A 16,930-nucleotide genomic window follows, 5' to 3' on the forward strand; every position below is an offset into this window, starting at 1 on the left:
GCGCCGCCTGCGGCGGCTGGTCGAACCGGAGGGTTCGAACCAAATACTCCCTCACCGCCAGATACAAAAAAGCCCGCTAGTGGCAGTAGGAGGTGTGGCAGTGAGGCGTCGGTCGGGATTGACTCGCGCTGCGCGCTCGGGGCTGCGCCCCGTCATCGGCGATGACGCCCTGCGCCGCCTGCGGCGGCTGGTCGAACGGGGGTTCTCATCAAAGCATCCCTCACCGCCAGATACAAAAAAGCCCGCGCAAGCGGGCTTTTTTGTATCTGGCGGTGAGGGAGGGATTCGAACCCTCGATACGCTATGAACGTATACACGCTTTCCAGGCGTGCTCCTTCAACCACTCGGACACCTCACCAGAAACTCTCGGAACAACTTTGGTGCTACTCATTGTCATGGCAGGTCGCACGCGAGCGTGCTCTGCTACTCGGGCCTTCGGCCCTCGCCCCTTCGGGGCCGTCGCTACAAAGCGCGACGTTCGCTTGCCTACGGCAAGGCGTCAACCACTCGGACACCTCACCAGAAACTCTCGGAACAGCCTTGGTGTTACTCATTGTCATGGCAGGTCGCACGCGAGCGTGCTCTGCTACTCGGGCCAAAGGCCCTCGCCCCTTCGGGGCCGTCGCTACAAAGCGCGACGTTCGCTTGCCTGTGGCAAGGCGTCAACCACTCGGACACCTCACCAGAAACTCTTGAACCGTTTTTCTGCCACACGCCGAGGGCCGTGTGCAGAGGGCGCGTAGATTACCCGACTCCCTTGCTGATCGCAACGCGCCAAGTCGTCAGTCGATCACATCTGCGTCCGGTGCCAGATCGCGGACGAGGTATTGGGCCTCGAAGCGTGAGGCAAGGATGCCATCTGGGCCGTGCAAGGTGGCGGTGATGGCCAGCCTGGCGCGGCCGCGACGTTGCAGGCGGCGGGCAAATACTGTCCGGTCGTCGGCGGTGGCGAGTATCTGGATGCGTGCATCGCCGCTCAGGGGGGCGAGGTAGCGCAGGTGGGATTCTGCTGCCACCACATCGACGGTCGATACCAGGCTTTCGCCTTCGAGGGTGCTCAAGGCCCAGCCGCCGAGTGTCAGCAAGGTGGCCTGGCTGCCGGCAAAGAAGGTGCCTTTGTCGTTGGTGTTCGGTGCCAGGGGGGCGGACAGGATCAGTTCGCCGGGCTGATGTTCAAGCAGCTGGAAGCCCAGGTGGCGGGTGAGCGGGATGGTACTCATTATGCGCTCGGCAAGCTGATCCAGGTTACTCATTGTGGCAGGGCTCGCAAGTATCGGGCGGGGTCGTTGGCGGGCACGCGTTTGATCGAGCCGGTGGGTGTGCCGAGGTAGAGGAAGCCGATGATTTCGTCCTTTTCGGCAAAGCCGAGGCGCTCTTTGACCAGCGTGTTCTTGGCCATGTCACCAGTGCGCCACATGCCGCCAAGGCCCAGGGCGTGGGCGGCCAGCATGATGTTCTGGGCGGCGGCGCCAGCGGCCAGCAGTTGATCGGTCAGGGGGATGCGGTTATCGGGATCGGTTTCGGCGATGACCACCACCACCATCGGTGCGCGCAGCGGCGCCCGGCGCATTTTCTCCAGTGTTTCGGTGTCGCTGTCGGGGGCGCTACGCAGGCATGCCTGAACAAAAATATCGCCCAGCGCCTCGCGCTCGCTGCCTTGCAGCACGATAAAGCGCCACGGCCGAAGCACGCCGTGATCCGGCGCACGCACTGCAGCGCGCAGCATGATGTCCAGTTGTTCTGAAGTCGGGCCAGGCTGGCCAAGCGTGGCTATGGAAACCCGGCCGTGCAGGGCGCTGATCGCGTCCATCTGTTACTCCTCGCTATCACTTGCTACCCGCCCTCCTCTGGCTGGCGATGCAGCTATTATACACCAGCCGGGCATTGTCTCGGGCAGCCGCTCGGACCCTGCGGTTTTTCCTTCTCGACCAACTGGTTTAAGCTTGCCGCACTCCCCGTGATCAGGCTGTCATGACCAATACTCAGGGCAAATCAAAAAAACGTCGGCAGGGGGATTCCCGCAGTCTGGCGCGGCGCCAGGCCAATTATATCCGGCTGCTGGAATTCGTTGTCGCTGCCGTTGTGTTGACGGCGGGCATTCAGCTGCACCTGTTTCCCGAGCTGTATCTGCTGATGGTGGCGCTGCTGCTGGCGTATCCGCTCGCAGCGCAGGCGCTGGCGATCCATATGGAAAAGCAGGGGCGGCGCCAGCAAGAGGCAAGCCGTGTGCTGGTGCAGCTGGATGGCGTGCTGATCGGGCTGACCATCGCCTCGCTGCATTTTGCGCTCATTCCGGCGCTGGCGCTGCTGATCATTGTGCATGCCAATGCGGTGACCAGCGGCGGCATCAGGCCGTGGCTGCTGAATATCCTGCTCACCGCCGCCGGGTGCGCAGCGGGCTGGTGGATTTTTGACGGACATATACTTGCGCCGGAGGACACGCCGCTGACGCTGACGCTGCTCTCGCTGTTTGGCCTGGGCTGTTATGTCGGTGCCTCGTCCTGGTATGCATTGCAACAGACGCATCATGTGCGATTGGCGCAGGCGCGCGTGGCACGTCAGCAAAAGCAGGCGGTGGAGCTGTCGCGAAAGTTGGCCAAATATTTGCCGCCGCAAGTGTGGGGGCAGCTGTTTTCCGGCAAGCGCGATGCCAAGCTGGAGACACGGCGGCGCAAGCTGACGGTGTTTTTCTCCGACATCAAGGGCTTCAGCAATATCTCCGAAGACCTGCCGCTGGATACGCTGACGCGCATTCTCAACAGTTACCTCAGCGAGATGACCCGCATTGCGCTGCGTTACGGCGGCACCATCGACAAGTTCATCGGCGATGCGGTGATGGTGTTTTTTGGTGACCCGGTCAGCAAAGGCGCGAAGGAAGATGCCTTCAACTGCGTCGCCATGGCGCTTGAGATGCAGCGCCAGATGAAGCTGTTGCGCCAGCGCTGGCAGCGCGAAGGCATCACGCAAAAGCTGGAAATTCGCATCGGCATCAATAGCGGTTATGTGACGGTGGGCAATTTCGGCGCCGAATCGCGCATGGATTACACTATTCTGGGCACTGATGTGAACCTGGCCAGCCGGCTGGAATCTGCCGCCCGGCCGGGCCGTATTCTGATTTCGCAGGCCACCTACGAGCTGGTGCGTGACCGGGTGATCTGTCGTAATCTGGGTGAAATCGAAGTAAAAGGCTTCAACCGTCCGATTCCCGTTTACGAAGTGCAGGATCTGAACGAGCACGCTGCCGGCCGCGGCGGTTTTGTTTCGGTGCAGGCGGAAGGTTTCGGGCTGCATCTTGATGTGCGGCGCATTCGCAATTTTGACCGTGACCGCATTCTGCGTGCGCTGGCGAAATCCGCACGGGATCTGAACCAGAAAAGCGCAGTGAACATCAGTTTCGAGGCCGAAGGTTTCTCGTTGCATGTGGATAGCAGCCGCCTGCGCGAACGCGATTGTGCCAAAGCCATCGAGGTGATGGGGCAGGCTGCGCAACGCATCCAGAAACACCGCATCATTTAAGGCCATCACCCCCGCTCGGGAGCTTGTGCATGACCACTGATTCTTCTGTCAGCCATCGTTTGCTGGATACGCTGGAGCGCTGGGGCAACCGCCTGCCCCACCCTGCGCTGCTGTTTGTGTGGCTGTGCGTACTGGTGATGGCGTGCTCCGTTGGCATGAGCCTGGCGGGCGTTGCCGCTGTTCATCCGGTCACCGATGAGGCGATCAGCGTGCGCAACCTGCTCGCCGCCGAGGGAGTACGTTATGTGCTGGGCAGCATGGTCACCAATTTTACCGGCTTTGCACCACTGGGCATTGTGCTGGTAGCGCTCATCGGCATCGGCATTGCCGAGCGCAGCGGCCTGCTTGGCGCGGTGCTTGCTGCGCTGGTGCGGGCGTCGCCGCAAAGCGGGCTGGTGCCGGTGGTGGCGTTTGCCGGCGTGCTTTCAAGCCTGGCGGTAGATGCCGGCTATGTGGTGCTGATTCCGCTGGCGGGGCTGTTGTTTCATCTTGCCGGCCGGCACCCGCTGGCCGGCATTGCCGTGGGCTTCGCGGCGGTATCCGGTGGTTTCAGCGCCAACCTGCTGATCGGGCCGGTGGATGCGATGCTCGCGGGGCTGACGACAGAAGCAGCGCGAGTGGTTGATCCCCAGATCACGGTGCCGGCATCGGTGAATTACTGGTTTATCGTCGCCTCCACTTTTCTGGTGGCGACGGTGATCACGCTGGTTACCCGCTTCTGGGTAGAGCCATGGCTGGGCAGCCCGCCCCCGGCCAGCGAGAGCACTGCCGCAGCCTTTCCCGGCGCGGCTGACCGGCGTGCGCTGCGGCTGGCCGGCTTTGCCACGCTGGCAGTGATTGCATTGATCCTGGCTCTGGTTGTCCCTGCCGGCGGCCCGCTGCGCAACGCGGACGGCGGCCTGCTGCCCTCGCCTCTGATCGACAGCAGTGTGGTACTGGTAGCCCTGATCGCCGCCGTAGCGGGCATCACCTATGGCTATGCCAGCGGCAGTTTTCGCCGGGGCAGCGATATCATTCAGGCGATGGAAGAAACCCTCAGCAGTCTGGCGGGCTATCTGGTGCTGATGTTTTTTGCGGCGCAGTTTGTGGCGTGGTTCAACTGGTCGAACATCGGCATTGTGCTGGCCATTCATGGCGCCAACGGGCTTGGCAGCCTGGCGCTGCCGACCGCATTGTTGTTGATACTACTGGTGCTATTCACCGCATTGCTGAATTTGCTGGTCGGCTCGGCTTCGGCCAAGTGGGGCCTGCTGGCACCGATATTTGTGCCAATGCTGCTGCTTTTGGGCATCGCCCCGGAGGCGACACAGGCGGCTTATCGCGTAGGCGATTCCAGCACCAACATCATTACCCCGCTGATGCCCTATTTTGTGCTGGTGCTGGGTTTTGCACGGCGCTACCAGCCAGAGGCCGGGGTCGGCACGCTGATCACGCTGATGCTCCCTTACAGCCTCACCTTGCTGGGGAGCTGGTCGGTATTGCTGGCCATCTGGTTGCTGGCCGGCTGGCCGCTGGGCTTTTGAAGCGCGGCCGCCGCAACGTCAGGTGACGATGCAGCGGCCGTAGCCTTTCCTCAACCTGCCTTTCTCACTCCGCTTTTCTGCTGGCGCGCAATTGCTCCGCTCGGGCGACGACCTCGTCCGCAGTAAGGCCATCCAGCGTACGAAACGGCGACGCCAGCTCGCTGGTATCACCTCGCTCCACCGCCGCCAGATCATCCTGGGTGATGCCGGCGAGCATCACCATCATCAATGCTTCGGTAAACACCCGGCGCTGGTTTTCATCCAGTTCGGCGACGACTTTTTCGAGTGATGCCTCAAACGCTTGCTCGTTGCTGGCATCCAGCCGTGGATCACTGCAACCGACGAGACAAAATGCCAGCAGCAAGCCGGCCATGATTTTTTTCATGTTGACGTTCCCTGATCGTGGAAAAAACAACAGTGGTGCGTTATTGGCGCACCACCCTGAGATTGGCCGGCAGCTCCTCGAAATTGGAGCGGAAAGGATTGATATCCAGCCCGCCACGGCGGGTAAAGCGACCGTTGACGCTCAATTGCCGGGGCGCACATTGACGCTGGATATCAAGAAAGATCTGTTCGATGACCTGCTCATGGAAGCCATCATGGTTACGAAACGAGATCAGGTAACGCAGCAAACTCGCATGGCTGATGGGCGCACCCGTATAGCGAATGATCACCGTTGCCCAATCCGGCTGTGCCGTTACCGGGCAGCGGCTGCGCAACAGATGAGAATACACCACCTCGGTGCGCTCCGCGCCCTGCTCCGTCATCAGCAGCGAGGCATCCGGCTCGAAGCCCTCCACCTCCAGCTCGATGCCGTCCAGCAGCGTGCCCTGCGGCTCCCAGGCCGGCTGGCGGGCAGCTTCTTCCAGCGTCAGCACGCGCACGTCCACCGGCCCGTCGGCGGTGTGGCCGAGGTCTTTTTCGATGGCCTGTTGCACGGCGCGGCGATCAGCAAAGCGGGTATTGGCAAAGGAATTCAGATACAGCTTCAGGGATTTGGATTCGATCAGGTTGCGGCTGACACAAGCCACCCGGATCTCCGCCATCGCCACCACCGGCTTGCCCCGGTTGTCGAGCCATGACAGCTCATAGGCATTCCACACATCCATGCCATGAAACGGCAAATGGGCGTCCAGCTCCAGCTCCTCGCGGGCATCCCAGCGCGGTATGGGGCACAACAGCGACGGTGTGTACTGATCCAGATACTCGGTCTTGCGCCCCAGGGGGGTATCACTGAACGGGTTGCTCATGGCTGTCTCCCTGCCGATCCTGATGCGAGTTTAGAACGTCAGGCCGAAAAATAAAGGTTCATCGTGATCCGGCCGGGCACAAGCCCGGCACACAGGCCACATTTTACTGCCGGATACCGATACCGCGCCGCAGCAACCACAAGGAGAACACATACAATGCCACTGTAAAGCCGACGATCGCCAGCAAGGACCCTGCCACATTGACATCACTGACGCCGAGAATGCCGTAGCGGAAACTGTTGACCATATAGACCACCGGGTTCAGCAGGGTGACGTTGCGCCAGAACTCCGGCAGCAGATCAATGGAGTAAAACACCCCGCCAAGATAAGTCAGCGGCGTCAGCACGAAGGTGGGAATGATCGAGATGTCATCAAAGTTGCGCGCAAACACCGCATTGATGAAGCCGGCCAGCGAAAACAGTACCGCAGTGAGCACCACTACCAGCAACGTCACGCCTGCATGGACCAGGCCAAGCCTGGTAAAGCAGAGCGCCAGCGCGGTGACGATCACGCCCACGGCGAGGCCGCGTGCCACACCGCCGGCGATATAGCCGCACAAGATGACGGAAGGCGACATGGGTGAGACCAGCATTTCTTCGATGGAGTGCTGGAACTTGGTGCTGAAAAATGAGCTGACCACGTTGCCGTAGCTGTTCTGGATCACGCTCATCATGATCAGCCCCGGCACGATGTATTGCATGTAATCAAAGCCGCCCATGTCACCGATACGGCTGCCGATCAGGTTGCCGAAAATCACGAAGTACAATGACATGGTGATGGCTGGCGGCAGCAACGTCTGCGGCCAGATACGGGTAAAGCGCCGGATTTCCTTGATCAGGATGGTGAGAAAGGCCACCCACTGTTCTTTCATGCTCATGGCTGCACCTCGCCGGACAGGTTGCGCTCCACCAGACGCATGAACAGCTCCTCCAGCCGGTTGGCCTTGTTGCGCATGCTCATCACGGCAATATTGCGCTGCGCCAGCTGATTGAATACTTCGTTCAAGGGTTCGGTTTTTGGCACATCCACCTCCAGCGTGCGTGCATCACGCATACGCACCTGAAAGCCATTCAGCGCTGGCGCCTCGCTGATGCGATCGGCCAGATCCAGCACAAAGGTTTCCATATGCAGTTTTTCCAGCAGCGATTTCATATCGGTGTTTTCCACCAACGTGCCGTGATCGATGATGGCGATATGCCGGCAGAGGGATTCCGCCTCTTCCAGGTAGTGGGTGGTCAGAATGATCGTCTTTCCTTTCCGATTCAGTTCGGTGAGAAAATCCCACATGGAACGGCGCAGCTCGATATCCACGCCGGCGGTGGGCTCATCAAGAATCAGCAATTCCGGCTCATGCACCAGCGCGCGGGCAATCATCAGCCGGCGCTTCATACCACCGGAGAGCTGCCGCGCCTGGCTGTCTCGTTTGTCCCACAAGCCCAGCTGGCGCAGGTATTTTTCCGCCGCAGCGCGGGCCGGCGCCGGCGCAATGCCGTAATAGCCCGCCTGGGTGGTGACGATATCGAACACCTTTTCAAACTGGTTGAAGTTGAATTCCTGCGGCACCACACCGAGCTTGCGCTTCGCCAGCTCTCGCTCACTGTCCAGCGAATGGCCAAAAATCGACACCTCGCCGCCACTCTTGTTCACCAGCGAGCTGACGATACCGATGGTGGTGGATTTGCCGGCGCCGTTCGGGCCCAGCAGGGCAAAAAAGTCGCCTTTCTGAACATCCAGGCTGATATCTTTCAGCGCCTGGACGCCGTTCTTGTAAGTTTTATTGAGATGACGAATAGACAGCGCGACCAAGAGCACACCTCGCGGCAAAAAAACGGGTCAGGGAGCGGCGAATATCGGGGCGGCGACAGGCAATTTCAAGCGCCCGCCGATTCAGGCCGGACCGCTCAGGCTCCGGCAGTGCGTAGCGGTGGCAAGTCGGCCAGCGCCAGGTGATGCACAGCAGTGCGGCCGGGCTCGCCGCGCCACACCCAGTGCAAGTGCGTATCGTCAAACCAGAGCCAGACGCCTTCCATCATCCAGGGCCACTCTTCGTCAGTCACCGATGTGCGGCCCAGCAGGCCGGCGACAAAGGTGGCCAGAATGGTATCGTGCGTGACATGCACGGCCATCATACCTTCACAGGGCTGGCGCTGGTACAGATAGCGGGCCAGCTTGCCCTGGCCATCCTCGGGGCTGAGCACCCCCTCGATGGGGCTGACGAGATGCCGGTTGATAAAACCGACCGCCCCCAGCTCGAAAAACAACGCCCCACACTTGCGGATATCCTGCACATAGCAGCCCGGCTCAACCAGATCCATCACCTCGTGTAGCACCAGCGGCTCCGGCGCCAGCCCGGCGCGGCGGCCACCGACATGCATGGCACGCGCCGTATCCAGGCACCGGCCGACCGGGCTGGAATAAAATGCGCTCACCGGGCGTGGCAGCCGGGCGCCCCAGTCGCGCGCCAGCGCCACCCCTTCGGGCGTCAGCGCCAGGCGATAATCGGCAAATCCGTTGGGAGATTCCTCCCGCACTGAGTGACGCGTGAGCAAGTGGATCGGGCGGTGCTGCGGCAACAGCTCCGAGGCGGATTCAAGCCGGGGATGCAGACGGGCCATGGCAGCTCCGGCCAGCACTGGCTGGCCATTTTCTCCCTTCATCGACATATCAGGCATCATCAATGACAGCGCCCGCGGGGTCAAACCGGTGCCGTTTCGCATAACTCGAGCCAGCGCTCGATACCGCGGCTGCGAAATTTCTGCTTGTGCAGCACAGCATAGAAACGCCGGGAAAAATCACGCCCCGGCGTCGCCAGCGGCACCAGGCTGCCACGACGAAACGCCTCCACCAGCGTGACCCTGGAAAGGCAGCCAATGCCAAGGCCTGCCTCGACCGCCCGCTTGATCGCCTCGGTATGCTGCAACTCCAGCAGAATATTCAGCCGGGGCAATAACCCGTGCATGGCACGATCGAACGTCTGCCGTGTGCCGGAGCCTTGCTCCCGCAAGATCCAGGTGGCCGCCAGCAGCTCGTCTTCCCCCAGTTCGCCCGCCTTTGCCAGCGGATGATCCGGGCAGCAGAACACCACCAGCTCGTCATCACGCCAAGGCATCGCTTCCAGATCCGGGTGCTGAAGCTCACCTTCGATCAGCCCGATATCCAGCCGGAAGTGCAGCACCTGCATGGCAATGTGTGCGGTGTTGCCCACCTCCAGCGCCACCCGGACGCCCGGCACCTCGTTCATGTAACGGGCCATGATGCCCACCGCCAGATAATTGCCGATCGTCAACGTGGCACCGACTTTCAGCTCCCCCATTTCGGTGTTGCCGGCCAGCAGCCGCTCCAGCTCACCCGCCTGCTCCAGCAGGCTCTGAGCCTTGGGCAACAGCACCCGGCCAAGCTCGTTGAGCTTGAGCCGCTTGCCGGCGCGGTCAAACAGCGACACACCGAACTGATGCTCCAGCTCACGCAGGGCACCGCTGGCCGCAGACTGCGACATGGCCAGCGATTCTGCCGCGCGGCTGATGTTTTCACCGCGTGCGGTGGCAAGAAACACCTCCAGCTGCCGTAACGTGTAACGCACCCCTACTCTCCCTGACCCACTCGTTATATACTTATAACCGATAAGCCATATTAATATATCCCATTTTACCGATATAATAAGTAGCGTTATCCTATTGCAACCGAGTCGCGAATGGCTTTCATTTGTCGGCCATTTCGTCCCAGCCCCAGAGTGAGAGTTACAGACATGTCAAACTTGAACAAGGAAACGGTCACCAGCGTCCGTCACTGGAATGACACCCTGTTCAGCTTCACCACCAGCCGCGACCCCGGCTTCCGGTTCAAGAACGGCTATTTCACCATGATTGGCCTGGAAGTCGACGACAAGCCGTTGCTGCGTGCTTACAGCATCGTCAGCGCCAACTATGAGGAAGAGCTGGAGTTTTTCAGCATCAAGGTGCCGGATGGCCCGCTCACCTCACGGCTGCAAAATATCCAGGTAGGCGACCAGGTACTGATCGGCCGCAAGCCCACCGGCACCCTGGTGGCGGAGCATGTGCTGCCGGGGCGCAATCTGTATCTGCTCAGCACAGGTACGGGCCTGGCGCCGTTCATCAGCATCATCAAGGATCCGGAGATCTACGAGCACTTCGACAAGATCATCCTCACCCACGGCGTGCGCTTTGTTTCCGAGCTTGCCTATCAGGATCTGATCGAGAAAGAGCTGCCGGAGCACGAATACTTTGGTGATGTGGTGCGAGAAAAGCTGATCTATTACCCCACCGTCACACGGGAGCCCTACCGCAACCAGGGCCGCCTGACGCAGCTGATGGAAAGCGGCAAGCTTTACAGCGATATCGGCCTGCCCGACATCAACCCGGAAACAGATCGCTTCATGCTGTGCGGCAGCCCGGCCATGCTGAAAGACCTGACCGCTCACCTTGACTCACGCGGCTTCCGCGAAACACGAGGCGGCGAGCTGGGCCACTACGTCATCGAGCGAGCCTTTGTCGAGAAATAAACACATTGCCCGAGCGACAAAAAAGGCTGCTCCGGCAGCCTTTTTCGTGAAATCAGGTAGTTGGCATCGCCTGAAGGAAAAAAACGTTGCCCACATGCTTGACGACGCATCGGCTATTGGGAATAATGCGCAGCCTCTCAGGGCGGCAACGACAAACTGCCATCACAGGCCGAAAACCTGTTTTGTCAGAACCCTGAAATGAGCGTCTGCAAAGCATAGCTTTGCCGGGCTCGAAGCGGCACCATGTGCCGGGTAGTCGTAAAGGTTTATGCACCCGTAGCTCAGTTGGGTGAGCAGGGATAAAGCGAAAGACATTTCGCCCCTGCGAACGCCATTCGGGTATTACCGAATGGCCGGAATTTCAGGGCGAAGCCCTGAAATGAGCGTCTGCAAAGCACAGCTTTGCCAGGCTCGAAGTGGCACCGAGTGCCAACAAGCAGTAGTGAAGGTTTATGCACCCGTAGCTCAGTTGGATAGAGCGTCTGGCTACGAACCAGAAGGTCGGAGGTTCGAATCCTTCCGGGTGTACCACCAAGACAAGGGGTTGCCAGCCGGCAACCCCTTTCTTTTTCTCTCGTCTTTTTCCCCTCGCAAAAGTCGCATCAACCTCCGGCGCATGGAGCGCATGTCTACACCCCCTTAAGCTTCCCCTCGCATAGTGGCAGAATGCCTTCTTTTTACGGCCATCTGATATCACCATGCTCCTGCTCCGCCTTGCCCTGCTTTGCAGTGCTCTGCTGCCTGCTGCCCTGCTCGCGGCCCCCCAGGATTTTGGCCGCGCCAAGGTCGAGGCGCGGCAACACGTCTACCATGATCGCAACGAGATCGGCGATGCCTATTGCGGCTGCACTTGGCAGTGGGCCGGCCGCTCGGGCGGCAGGGTTGATCTGGCCGGGTGCGGTTACCGGATTCGTGCGCAGCCGAACCGGGCGCAGCGTATCGAGTGGGAGCATATCGTGCCGGCTTCCAGCTTCGGCAGGCAGCGGCAGTGCTGGCAACAAGGCGGGCGGGCTCACTGCACGGCAACCGATCCGGTGTTCTCCGCCATGGAAGCGGATCTGCACAACCTCACCCCCGTGGTGGGCGAGGTCAACGCCGACCGCAGCAATTACGATTTCGGCATGCTGCCAGGCGTGCCGCCCCGCCATGGTCAGTGTGATGTACGGGTGGATTTCGCCGGCCGCACGATGCAGCCCCCGGCTGCCTTTCGTGGCCAGATTGCTCGCACTTACTTTTACATGGCCGACCGCTACGACCTGCGCCTTGCGCCGGCCCAGCAACGATTGCTCATGGCCTGGCATCGCCAGCACCCGGTCAGCGCCTGGGAGCGGGAGCGCAACCAGCGTATTCAGGTGCGCATGGGCCATGGCAACCTCTTTGTAACCGGCGAGCGCGAGTGGCAATTGCATCACCGCAACAGCCGCGAAGGGTTGATATCGTCGCTGCCCTCTGCCACCACCCCGCCGGTCTCGGCACAACCGGCACCCGCCCACGGCAACCGCAACAGTCGCATTTACCACCTGCCAGACTGCCCCGGCTATACAGCGATGGCTGACCGTAACCGGGTGCTGTTCACCAGCGCTGCGGCGGCCGAGGCGGCGGGTTACCGTAAGGCGCTCAACTGCCCCTGAAATATATATATTTCATTGATATATCGTTATTTTCATGGCATCCTGCCTTGCCGCGCTCCCTCGTCGATACAGGAGATGTTCATGCACGCCGCAGGCAGGCCACTCATTGGCCTTTTGTCCATGGTTAGCGAGTACTGAGGCGATGCGGGTTCCCTCCCATGCAGAAACCAATGGTGATCTGATTCGCCCGTCCCTGCTGCTCTATCGAGCAGCCGGATACGCCATGCCGCTGTGCATGATCGCTACCTTGCTGCACCTGATTACCGACTTGTCTTTTGCAAGCTGGCTGGCAAGGCCGGCACTGGTGGTATATCTGCTGATGCAGGCCCGCCACCTGACCGGTATGGCCCGTGTTGTGCTGGTCGCTACCGTAGCAGGCTCGGCAGCTACAATAATGAGCCACCCCGAACCCGTGCCGCTGTTGCTGCAAGCGCTGGATCGTTTCTGCTTCTTTGCCACCTTCATGGCTTCGTTGAGCCTGCTCAGGCTGGCGGCGTTGCGCTCAAGGCTGATTCGTGAAGCCGGCCATGCCCTGATCCATCAGAAACCCTCTTGGCGCTATCCTGCGATTTCCATGGGCACCATGTCGTTCGGGATCATTCTCAATATCGGTGCCCTGAGCCTGTTCGGCACCATGATCCAGAAAGGCAATACGTTGCGCTCTGCTGGCGGTGACGAAGCGCTGCGTGCTGCCCGCGAACGCCGCATGATTCTTGCCATGCTGCGCGGCTTTGCGCTGACACCGCTGACCTCCCCGCTGGGTATCGCCGTGGTGGTGCTGCTCTCCAGCATGCCCCAGCTCACCTGGCCGATGCTACTGCCGCTGGCGCTGCCTATCGCGGCGGTGATGATGCTGACCGGCTGGTGGCTCGACTGGTTTCAGGGCCCGCCGCTGGCGCCTGGCTCAAAACGAGTGCGCCCCTCGCTGCGGCCACTGGCGCGCTTCAGCCTGATCGTGGTGGCCATCACGGCCACCGCGCTGCTGCTGAGCCCTATCGGCAATATGGGGCTGCCGGTGGCCGTGTTGATCGCCTGCCCGGCCTGTGCCTTTGTCTGGCTGGCCAGCCAGCGCACCCGGCTTGCCGGGGGCACAGGCACGGCACGCGCCGGCATGCTGGTCTGGCGCCGTTCGGCGCAGATCTTTGCCGCCAATCGCAGCGAGATCGTGATTCTCGGCGGCTCCGCATTTGTCGGCGCGCTGATTACGCCCTGGGTGGATATCGAGCTGCTCAATGCCTGGCTGGTGTCCACCGGCTTGCAAGGCCTGGGGCTGGCAGTAGCGGCTATGTTCCTGACGCTTGCCTGTGGCCAGTTCGGACTCAACCCGATCATCAGCGTGACGCTGATCCTCTCACTGCTGCCGGATCCACAGGCGCTGGGGCTGGCACCGGAAGTGCTCGCGGTGGCGCTGATGAGCGCCTGGACGCTCTCGATGATGTCCTCGCCCTTCACGACCATTCTGTTGATGGTGAGCAATTTCTGCGGCCGTTCGCCCTACTTTGTCGCCTGGCGCTGGAACGGGCTTTATTACCTGCTATGCATTCCACTCATCATCGCCGTGCTGGCCATCGGGCAAGCTCTGCTAGGCTGAACATGGCGAACGTACCTGACATGGCGCTATCGTAGATTGCGACGGCGTGCACTCCGTACGATGCCTGTGATTGCAGAATGCGCTGCCTTCCGGGCACGGTACTTTCCAAATACAGCACTTCCCGAACACACCACTTTTCAAACACAGAGATTTCCAGGCACAGCACTTGTCAAACGCAGTGATCCCTGAACACAACGCCGCTAAAACAGATTTGCCTGAGCACCATATCTTCCTGAGCGCCACTCCTTCTTGGGCATCATACATGCCCGAGCTTAGCGCTTTCCGAACGCGCTGCTTGCGGCCGGTGCGCCAGGTCGGCACATTTTCACTCCACCAGGCCTAGCCTGGATTCAAAAAGCTCATCGTCGATTTTCGTCGAGCCATTTCCGATATCCGCGAAAACACCAATGGGCTGCCCAACGAAGAAAAAAATGGCCACATGGGGGACATGTGGCCGAGGGGAATCCCGGTCGTTGCCACCGGGAGGGAAGCTTTTTAGCAAGAATCAGAACTTCACGTTTACACCCAGCGCATAGTTAGACGGTGTGTTGTCGTACTGGCCAGTTTCGGCAAACACATAGACCTGGCTGTTCAGATGGCGTTTTACCTGAAAGATCACACCCTCGTTGTCTTCGCTATCGAGCTCATGATCTTTTTCTACATAAGCCACGGCCGACGACCAGCGCTCATTCAGCGAGTAATCGAACCGGGCCGCCCAGGATGTAAAGTCGTTGGCCAACCCATCCGGCACGTCATTCTGCTCTACCAGCGCGCTGACCTTGAAGCGATCCCAGCTGTAACCGATAGAGGCCGCATTACGCTCCTCTTTCTCACCACTGCCTGCTTGCTTGTCCGAGATGAAAACCTGACCTACGGCAAAATCGAAGCCGCCGTTCTTGTACAGAGCACGATAGCTCCAGGCGTCGATGTCCTCATCGTTGTTCTTGTTGAACGTAAAGGAACCAAAGATCACCTGCCAGCCAGCAAATCTGGGAGTGGCGTATGCCAGCAGGTTTGTGGTGACATCACCTTGAGTGAAGAACCGGTTGATACCGGTGCGAGAATGCATCCCGTTGTATTCGAAATCGGTAGTTGCGCCATAGATATGCGCGAATTGCCCACTACTGGATCGCGGCGCAACCACAAAAGTACCGTAACGAGTCGGTATTGCAATTTTTGCATCACGCACGTAAAAGTCATCCGCGCTGCCACTGGGGCTGTAAACAAGCGGATCCAGGTCGTTCGCAGCCGCGCCAAAATCCGCAATGAATTGGTAGTTAATGGCGAAACCGTCGAATTTATACGAGCCGGCCACACCTGCACGCAGGTCGAAAGCCCAAGCGTCCAGGTCACGCCCATCCACTTTCAGGCCGCCCATGCCCATTTCACCTGTGAACCTGGGCCCGTCTGCCAGGGCAACAGTGGAGCCCAGTAGGGCTGCGCAGGAAACGGCAATGGCCAGATTTGTTTTTCTCATAATGATTCACCCTAGTCCTGTAAAATTTATTCTGTGACCGACGTGTCGGTCCGGGTCGTCTTTGGTGTTGCTTCGGATGTCTTCCCCGTGTTCACGGCATGGCAAGGTTTCGCTAGCGGTAGCGCACGCTCCGGCCTTGCGGGAAGTCATATATGTCCCGACGGCGAGCAGCTGCCTCGCCATCGATGGTTTTCCGATTGGTTACCAGCCCTCTGACGCGGCAACCTACCGGCCCGATGACGGCTGCGGCCCGCACTGTTGCTGCGGGCCGTAGCTGGTGTTATCGCCCTAAAGCCTCGGCAGTTTCGCCTCCAATGCCCCACTGGCTTTTCGGTATTTCCTGAACCAGCACACGCACGGCTTCCCGGCGCGCACCGATGCTGTCGCAGATCGCGTCCGTTACCGCAGCGATCAGTTTGGCTTTTGCCGCTTCATCACGGCCTTCCATGATCTGAATTGTTGCGATTGGCATGTTAGTGCTCCGTTCAGATTCGCTTGGGATCAGACAAACCGCATGGATACGCTGCCCATATCCTGAGCGCGCAGTGTCACCGCATCGCCGGCCTGCACAGTGACAGCAGCGGTGATAGCGCCCGAAAGGATCACGCTGCCAGCCGGAATTTCCTCGCCGCGCTCGCCGAGCATATTGGCCAGCATGGCGATGCTGGTCGCCGGGTGGCCTAGCACCGCCGCACCGGCGCCCAGCTCCACCACCTTGCCGTTGATCTCCATCACCAGGCCCATGTTGCGCAGATCAAGGTCACGCACGTTGCGGGCACGGGTGCCGGTGACAAAGCGCGAAGACGAGGCGTTGTCGGCAATTACGCTCACCAGATCAAATTTGAAATCCCGATAACGGGAATCGATGATTTCCACGGCCGGCAAGACGAAATCGGTGGCGGCAAGCACTGTGCCCACGTGGCAGCCGGGCCCCTTCAAGGGCGCTTTAGTGACGAACGCGATCTCCGCTTCCACCTTCGGGTGGATCAGGTCTTTCATTTCGATCTCGCCGCTGTCCGGGCGCTCGAAATAATCCGCCAGAAAACCGTAGATCGGTGTTTCCACACCCATCTGCTGCATTTTGGCCCGTGACGTCAGGCCCATTTTCATGCCGACGATGCGGTTGCCGCGAGCAATCTTGCGGCGACGGATTTCCCACTGCACCTCGTAGGCATCGTTGAAATCCATATCCGGGTAATCATCGGTAATCTTGGTGATATCGTGTGCTTGCAGCTCCGCCTGCTCGACGTGATCTGCCAGTTTTTCGATCTGTTCCCGTGTCAGGCTCATCCTGCTTCTCCCGTTGCGTGTTCTTTATCAGCGTTGACTGCGTGGTGCTGAGCCAACATGTCCAGCGCCACATCCACAATCATGTCTTCCTGGCCACCGACCATGCGGCGCCGGCCCAGCTCGACCAGAATGT

General features: G+C 60.1%; 17 protein-coding genes and 2 tRNA genes. 6 read left to right on the top strand and 13 right to left on the bottom strand.

All coding sequences use genetic code 11. The annotated features are described in order from the left end of the window. Positions 1-267 precede the first annotated feature (267 nt). The 3 genes from MU846_RS14115 to MU846_RS14125 all read right to left on the bottom strand — a co-directional run bounded on the left by MU846_RS14115 (position 268) and on the right by MU846_RS14125 (position 1,810). A tRNA-Ser gene (locus tag MU846_RS14115) sits at positions 268-358 on the bottom strand. A gap of 424 nt (positions 359-782) precedes the next feature. Continuing rightward, positions 783-1,253, bottom strand: a complete 471-nt coding sequence (locus MU846_RS14120; protein WP_306799432.1) for a YiiD C-terminal domain-containing protein — start codon at positions 1,251-1,253, stop codon at positions 783-785. After that, positions 1,250-1,810 carry a nitroreductase family protein gene (locus MU846_RS14125; protein ID WP_246953860.1) on the bottom strand — a complete coding sequence of 187 codons (561 nt, stop codon included), beginning with the start codon at positions 1,808-1,810 and terminating at the stop codon, positions 1,250-1,252. Before MU846_RS14125 ends, MU846_RS14120 begins: the two co-directional genes overlap by 4 nt. 161 nt (positions 1,811-1,971) lie before the next feature. On the opposite strand from MU846_RS14125, the gene MU846_RS14130 reads away from it, so the two are divergent. Beyond that, on the top strand, positions 1,972-3,516 hold the full coding sequence (locus MU846_RS14130) for an adenylate/guanylate cyclase domain-containing protein (protein WP_246953862.1): 1,545 nt from the start codon (positions 1,972-1,974) through the stop codon (positions 3,514-3,516). Positions 3,517-3,545: 29 nt separating this feature from the next. Next, a complete protein-coding gene (locus tag MU846_RS14135; protein ID WP_246953864.1) occupies positions 3,546-5,039 on the top strand; it encodes an AbgT family transporter in 1,494 nt (497 codons plus the stop codon). A gap of 64 nt (positions 5,040-5,103) precedes the next feature. Here the strand turns inward: MU846_RS14135 and MU846_RS14140 are convergent, their stop codons facing one another. The 6 genes from MU846_RS14140 to MU846_RS14165 form a co-directional block, all read right to left on the bottom strand. After that, positions 5,104-5,424 (bottom strand): DUF6694 family lipoprotein, encoded by a 321-nt coding sequence (locus MU846_RS14140; protein WP_246953866.1) that lies wholly within the window; start codon positions 5,422-5,424, stop codon positions 5,104-5,106. Positions 5,425-5,464: 40 nt separating this feature from the next. Continuing rightward, entirely contained in the window at positions 5,465-6,289 is an 825-nt protein-coding gene (queF, locus tag MU846_RS14145) for an NADPH-dependent 7-cyano-7-deazaguanine reductase QueF (protein WP_246953868.1), read from the bottom strand. A gap of 103 nt (positions 6,290-6,392) precedes the next feature. Further along, positions 6,393-7,166 (bottom strand): ABC transporter permease, encoded by a 774-nt coding sequence (locus tag MU846_RS14150; protein WP_246953871.1) that lies wholly within the window; start codon positions 7,164-7,166, stop codon positions 6,393-6,395. After that, positions 7,163-8,095: an ABC transporter ATP-binding protein gene (locus MU846_RS14155; RefSeq protein WP_246953873.1), complete on the bottom strand. Its 933-nt coding sequence runs from the start codon at positions 8,093-8,095 to the stop codon at positions 7,163-7,165. The genes MU846_RS14150 and MU846_RS14155 overlap by 4 nt, the downstream gene beginning before the upstream one ends. 95 nt (positions 8,096-8,190) lie before the next feature. After that, positions 8,191-8,904, bottom strand: coding sequence for a histidine phosphatase family protein (locus tag MU846_RS14160; RefSeq protein WP_246953875.1), 714 nt, complete (start codon positions 8,902-8,904; stop codon positions 8,191-8,193). Between the two features lie 80 nt (positions 8,905-8,984). Further along, on the bottom strand, positions 8,985-9,869 hold the full coding sequence (locus tag MU846_RS14165) for a LysR family transcriptional regulator (protein WP_246953877.1): 885 nt from the start codon (positions 9,867-9,869) through the stop codon (positions 8,985-8,987). A gap of 165 nt (positions 9,870-10,034) precedes the next feature. Here MU846_RS14165 and MU846_RS14170 point away from each other — a divergent pair, with 165 nt between their 5' ends. The 4 genes from MU846_RS14170 to MU846_RS14185 all read left to right on the top strand — a co-directional run bounded on the left by MU846_RS14170 (position 10,035) and on the right by MU846_RS14185 (position 14,030). Further along, positions 10,035-10,808, top strand: a complete 774-nt coding sequence (locus MU846_RS14170) for a ferredoxin--NADP reductase (protein WP_246953879.1) — start codon at positions 10,035-10,037, stop codon at positions 10,806-10,808. A 454-nt stretch (positions 10,809-11,262) separates the two neighbouring features. Then, a tRNA-Arg gene (locus MU846_RS14175) sits at positions 11,263-11,339 on the top strand. A gap of 167 nt (positions 11,340-11,506) precedes the next feature. Then, positions 11,507-12,439 carry an endonuclease gene (locus tag MU846_RS14180; RefSeq protein WP_246953881.1) on the top strand — a complete coding sequence of 311 codons (933 nt, stop codon included), beginning with the start codon at positions 11,507-11,509 and terminating at the stop codon, positions 12,437-12,439. A 142-nt stretch (positions 12,440-12,581) separates the two neighbouring features. Next, the gene (locus MU846_RS14185) at positions 12,582-14,030 is read left to right on the top strand and encodes a hypothetical protein (protein WP_246953883.1); all 1,449 of its coding nucleotides are present in this window, start codon (positions 12,582-12,584) and stop codon (positions 14,028-14,030) included. Between the two features lie 505 nt (positions 14,031-14,535). On the opposite strand, the gene MU846_RS14190 is transcribed toward MU846_RS14185, so the two are convergent. The 4 genes from MU846_RS14190 to MU846_RS14800 form a co-directional block, all read right to left on the bottom strand. Beyond that, a complete protein-coding gene (locus MU846_RS14190) occupies positions 14,536-15,507 on the bottom strand; it encodes a porin (protein ID WP_246953885.1) in 972 nt (323 codons plus the stop codon). 280 nt (positions 15,508-15,787) lie between these two features. Beyond that, positions 15,788-16,027, bottom strand: coding sequence for a tautomerase family protein (locus MU846_RS14195; protein WP_371739042.1), 240 nt, complete (start codon positions 16,025-16,027; stop codon positions 15,788-15,790). Beyond that, entirely contained in the window at positions 16,009-16,797 is a 789-nt protein-coding gene (gene dmpH, locus MU846_RS14200) for a 2-oxo-3-hexenedioate decarboxylase (protein ID WP_246953889.1), read from the bottom strand. Before dmpH ends, MU846_RS14195 begins: the two co-directional genes overlap by 19 nt. Next, positions 16,794-16,930: 4-hydroxy-2-oxovalerate aldolase family protein (locus MU846_RS14800; RefSeq protein WP_371739043.1), on the bottom strand; the 137-nt coding region annotated here is incomplete at its 5' end. The genes dmpH and MU846_RS14800, both read right to left, overlap by 4 nt.

This window comes from Alcanivorax quisquiliarum (assembly GCF_023051175.1).
Lineage (GTDB): Bacteria > Pseudomonadota > Gammaproteobacteria > Pseudomonadales > Alcanivoracaceae > Isoalcanivorax > Isoalcanivorax quisquiliarum.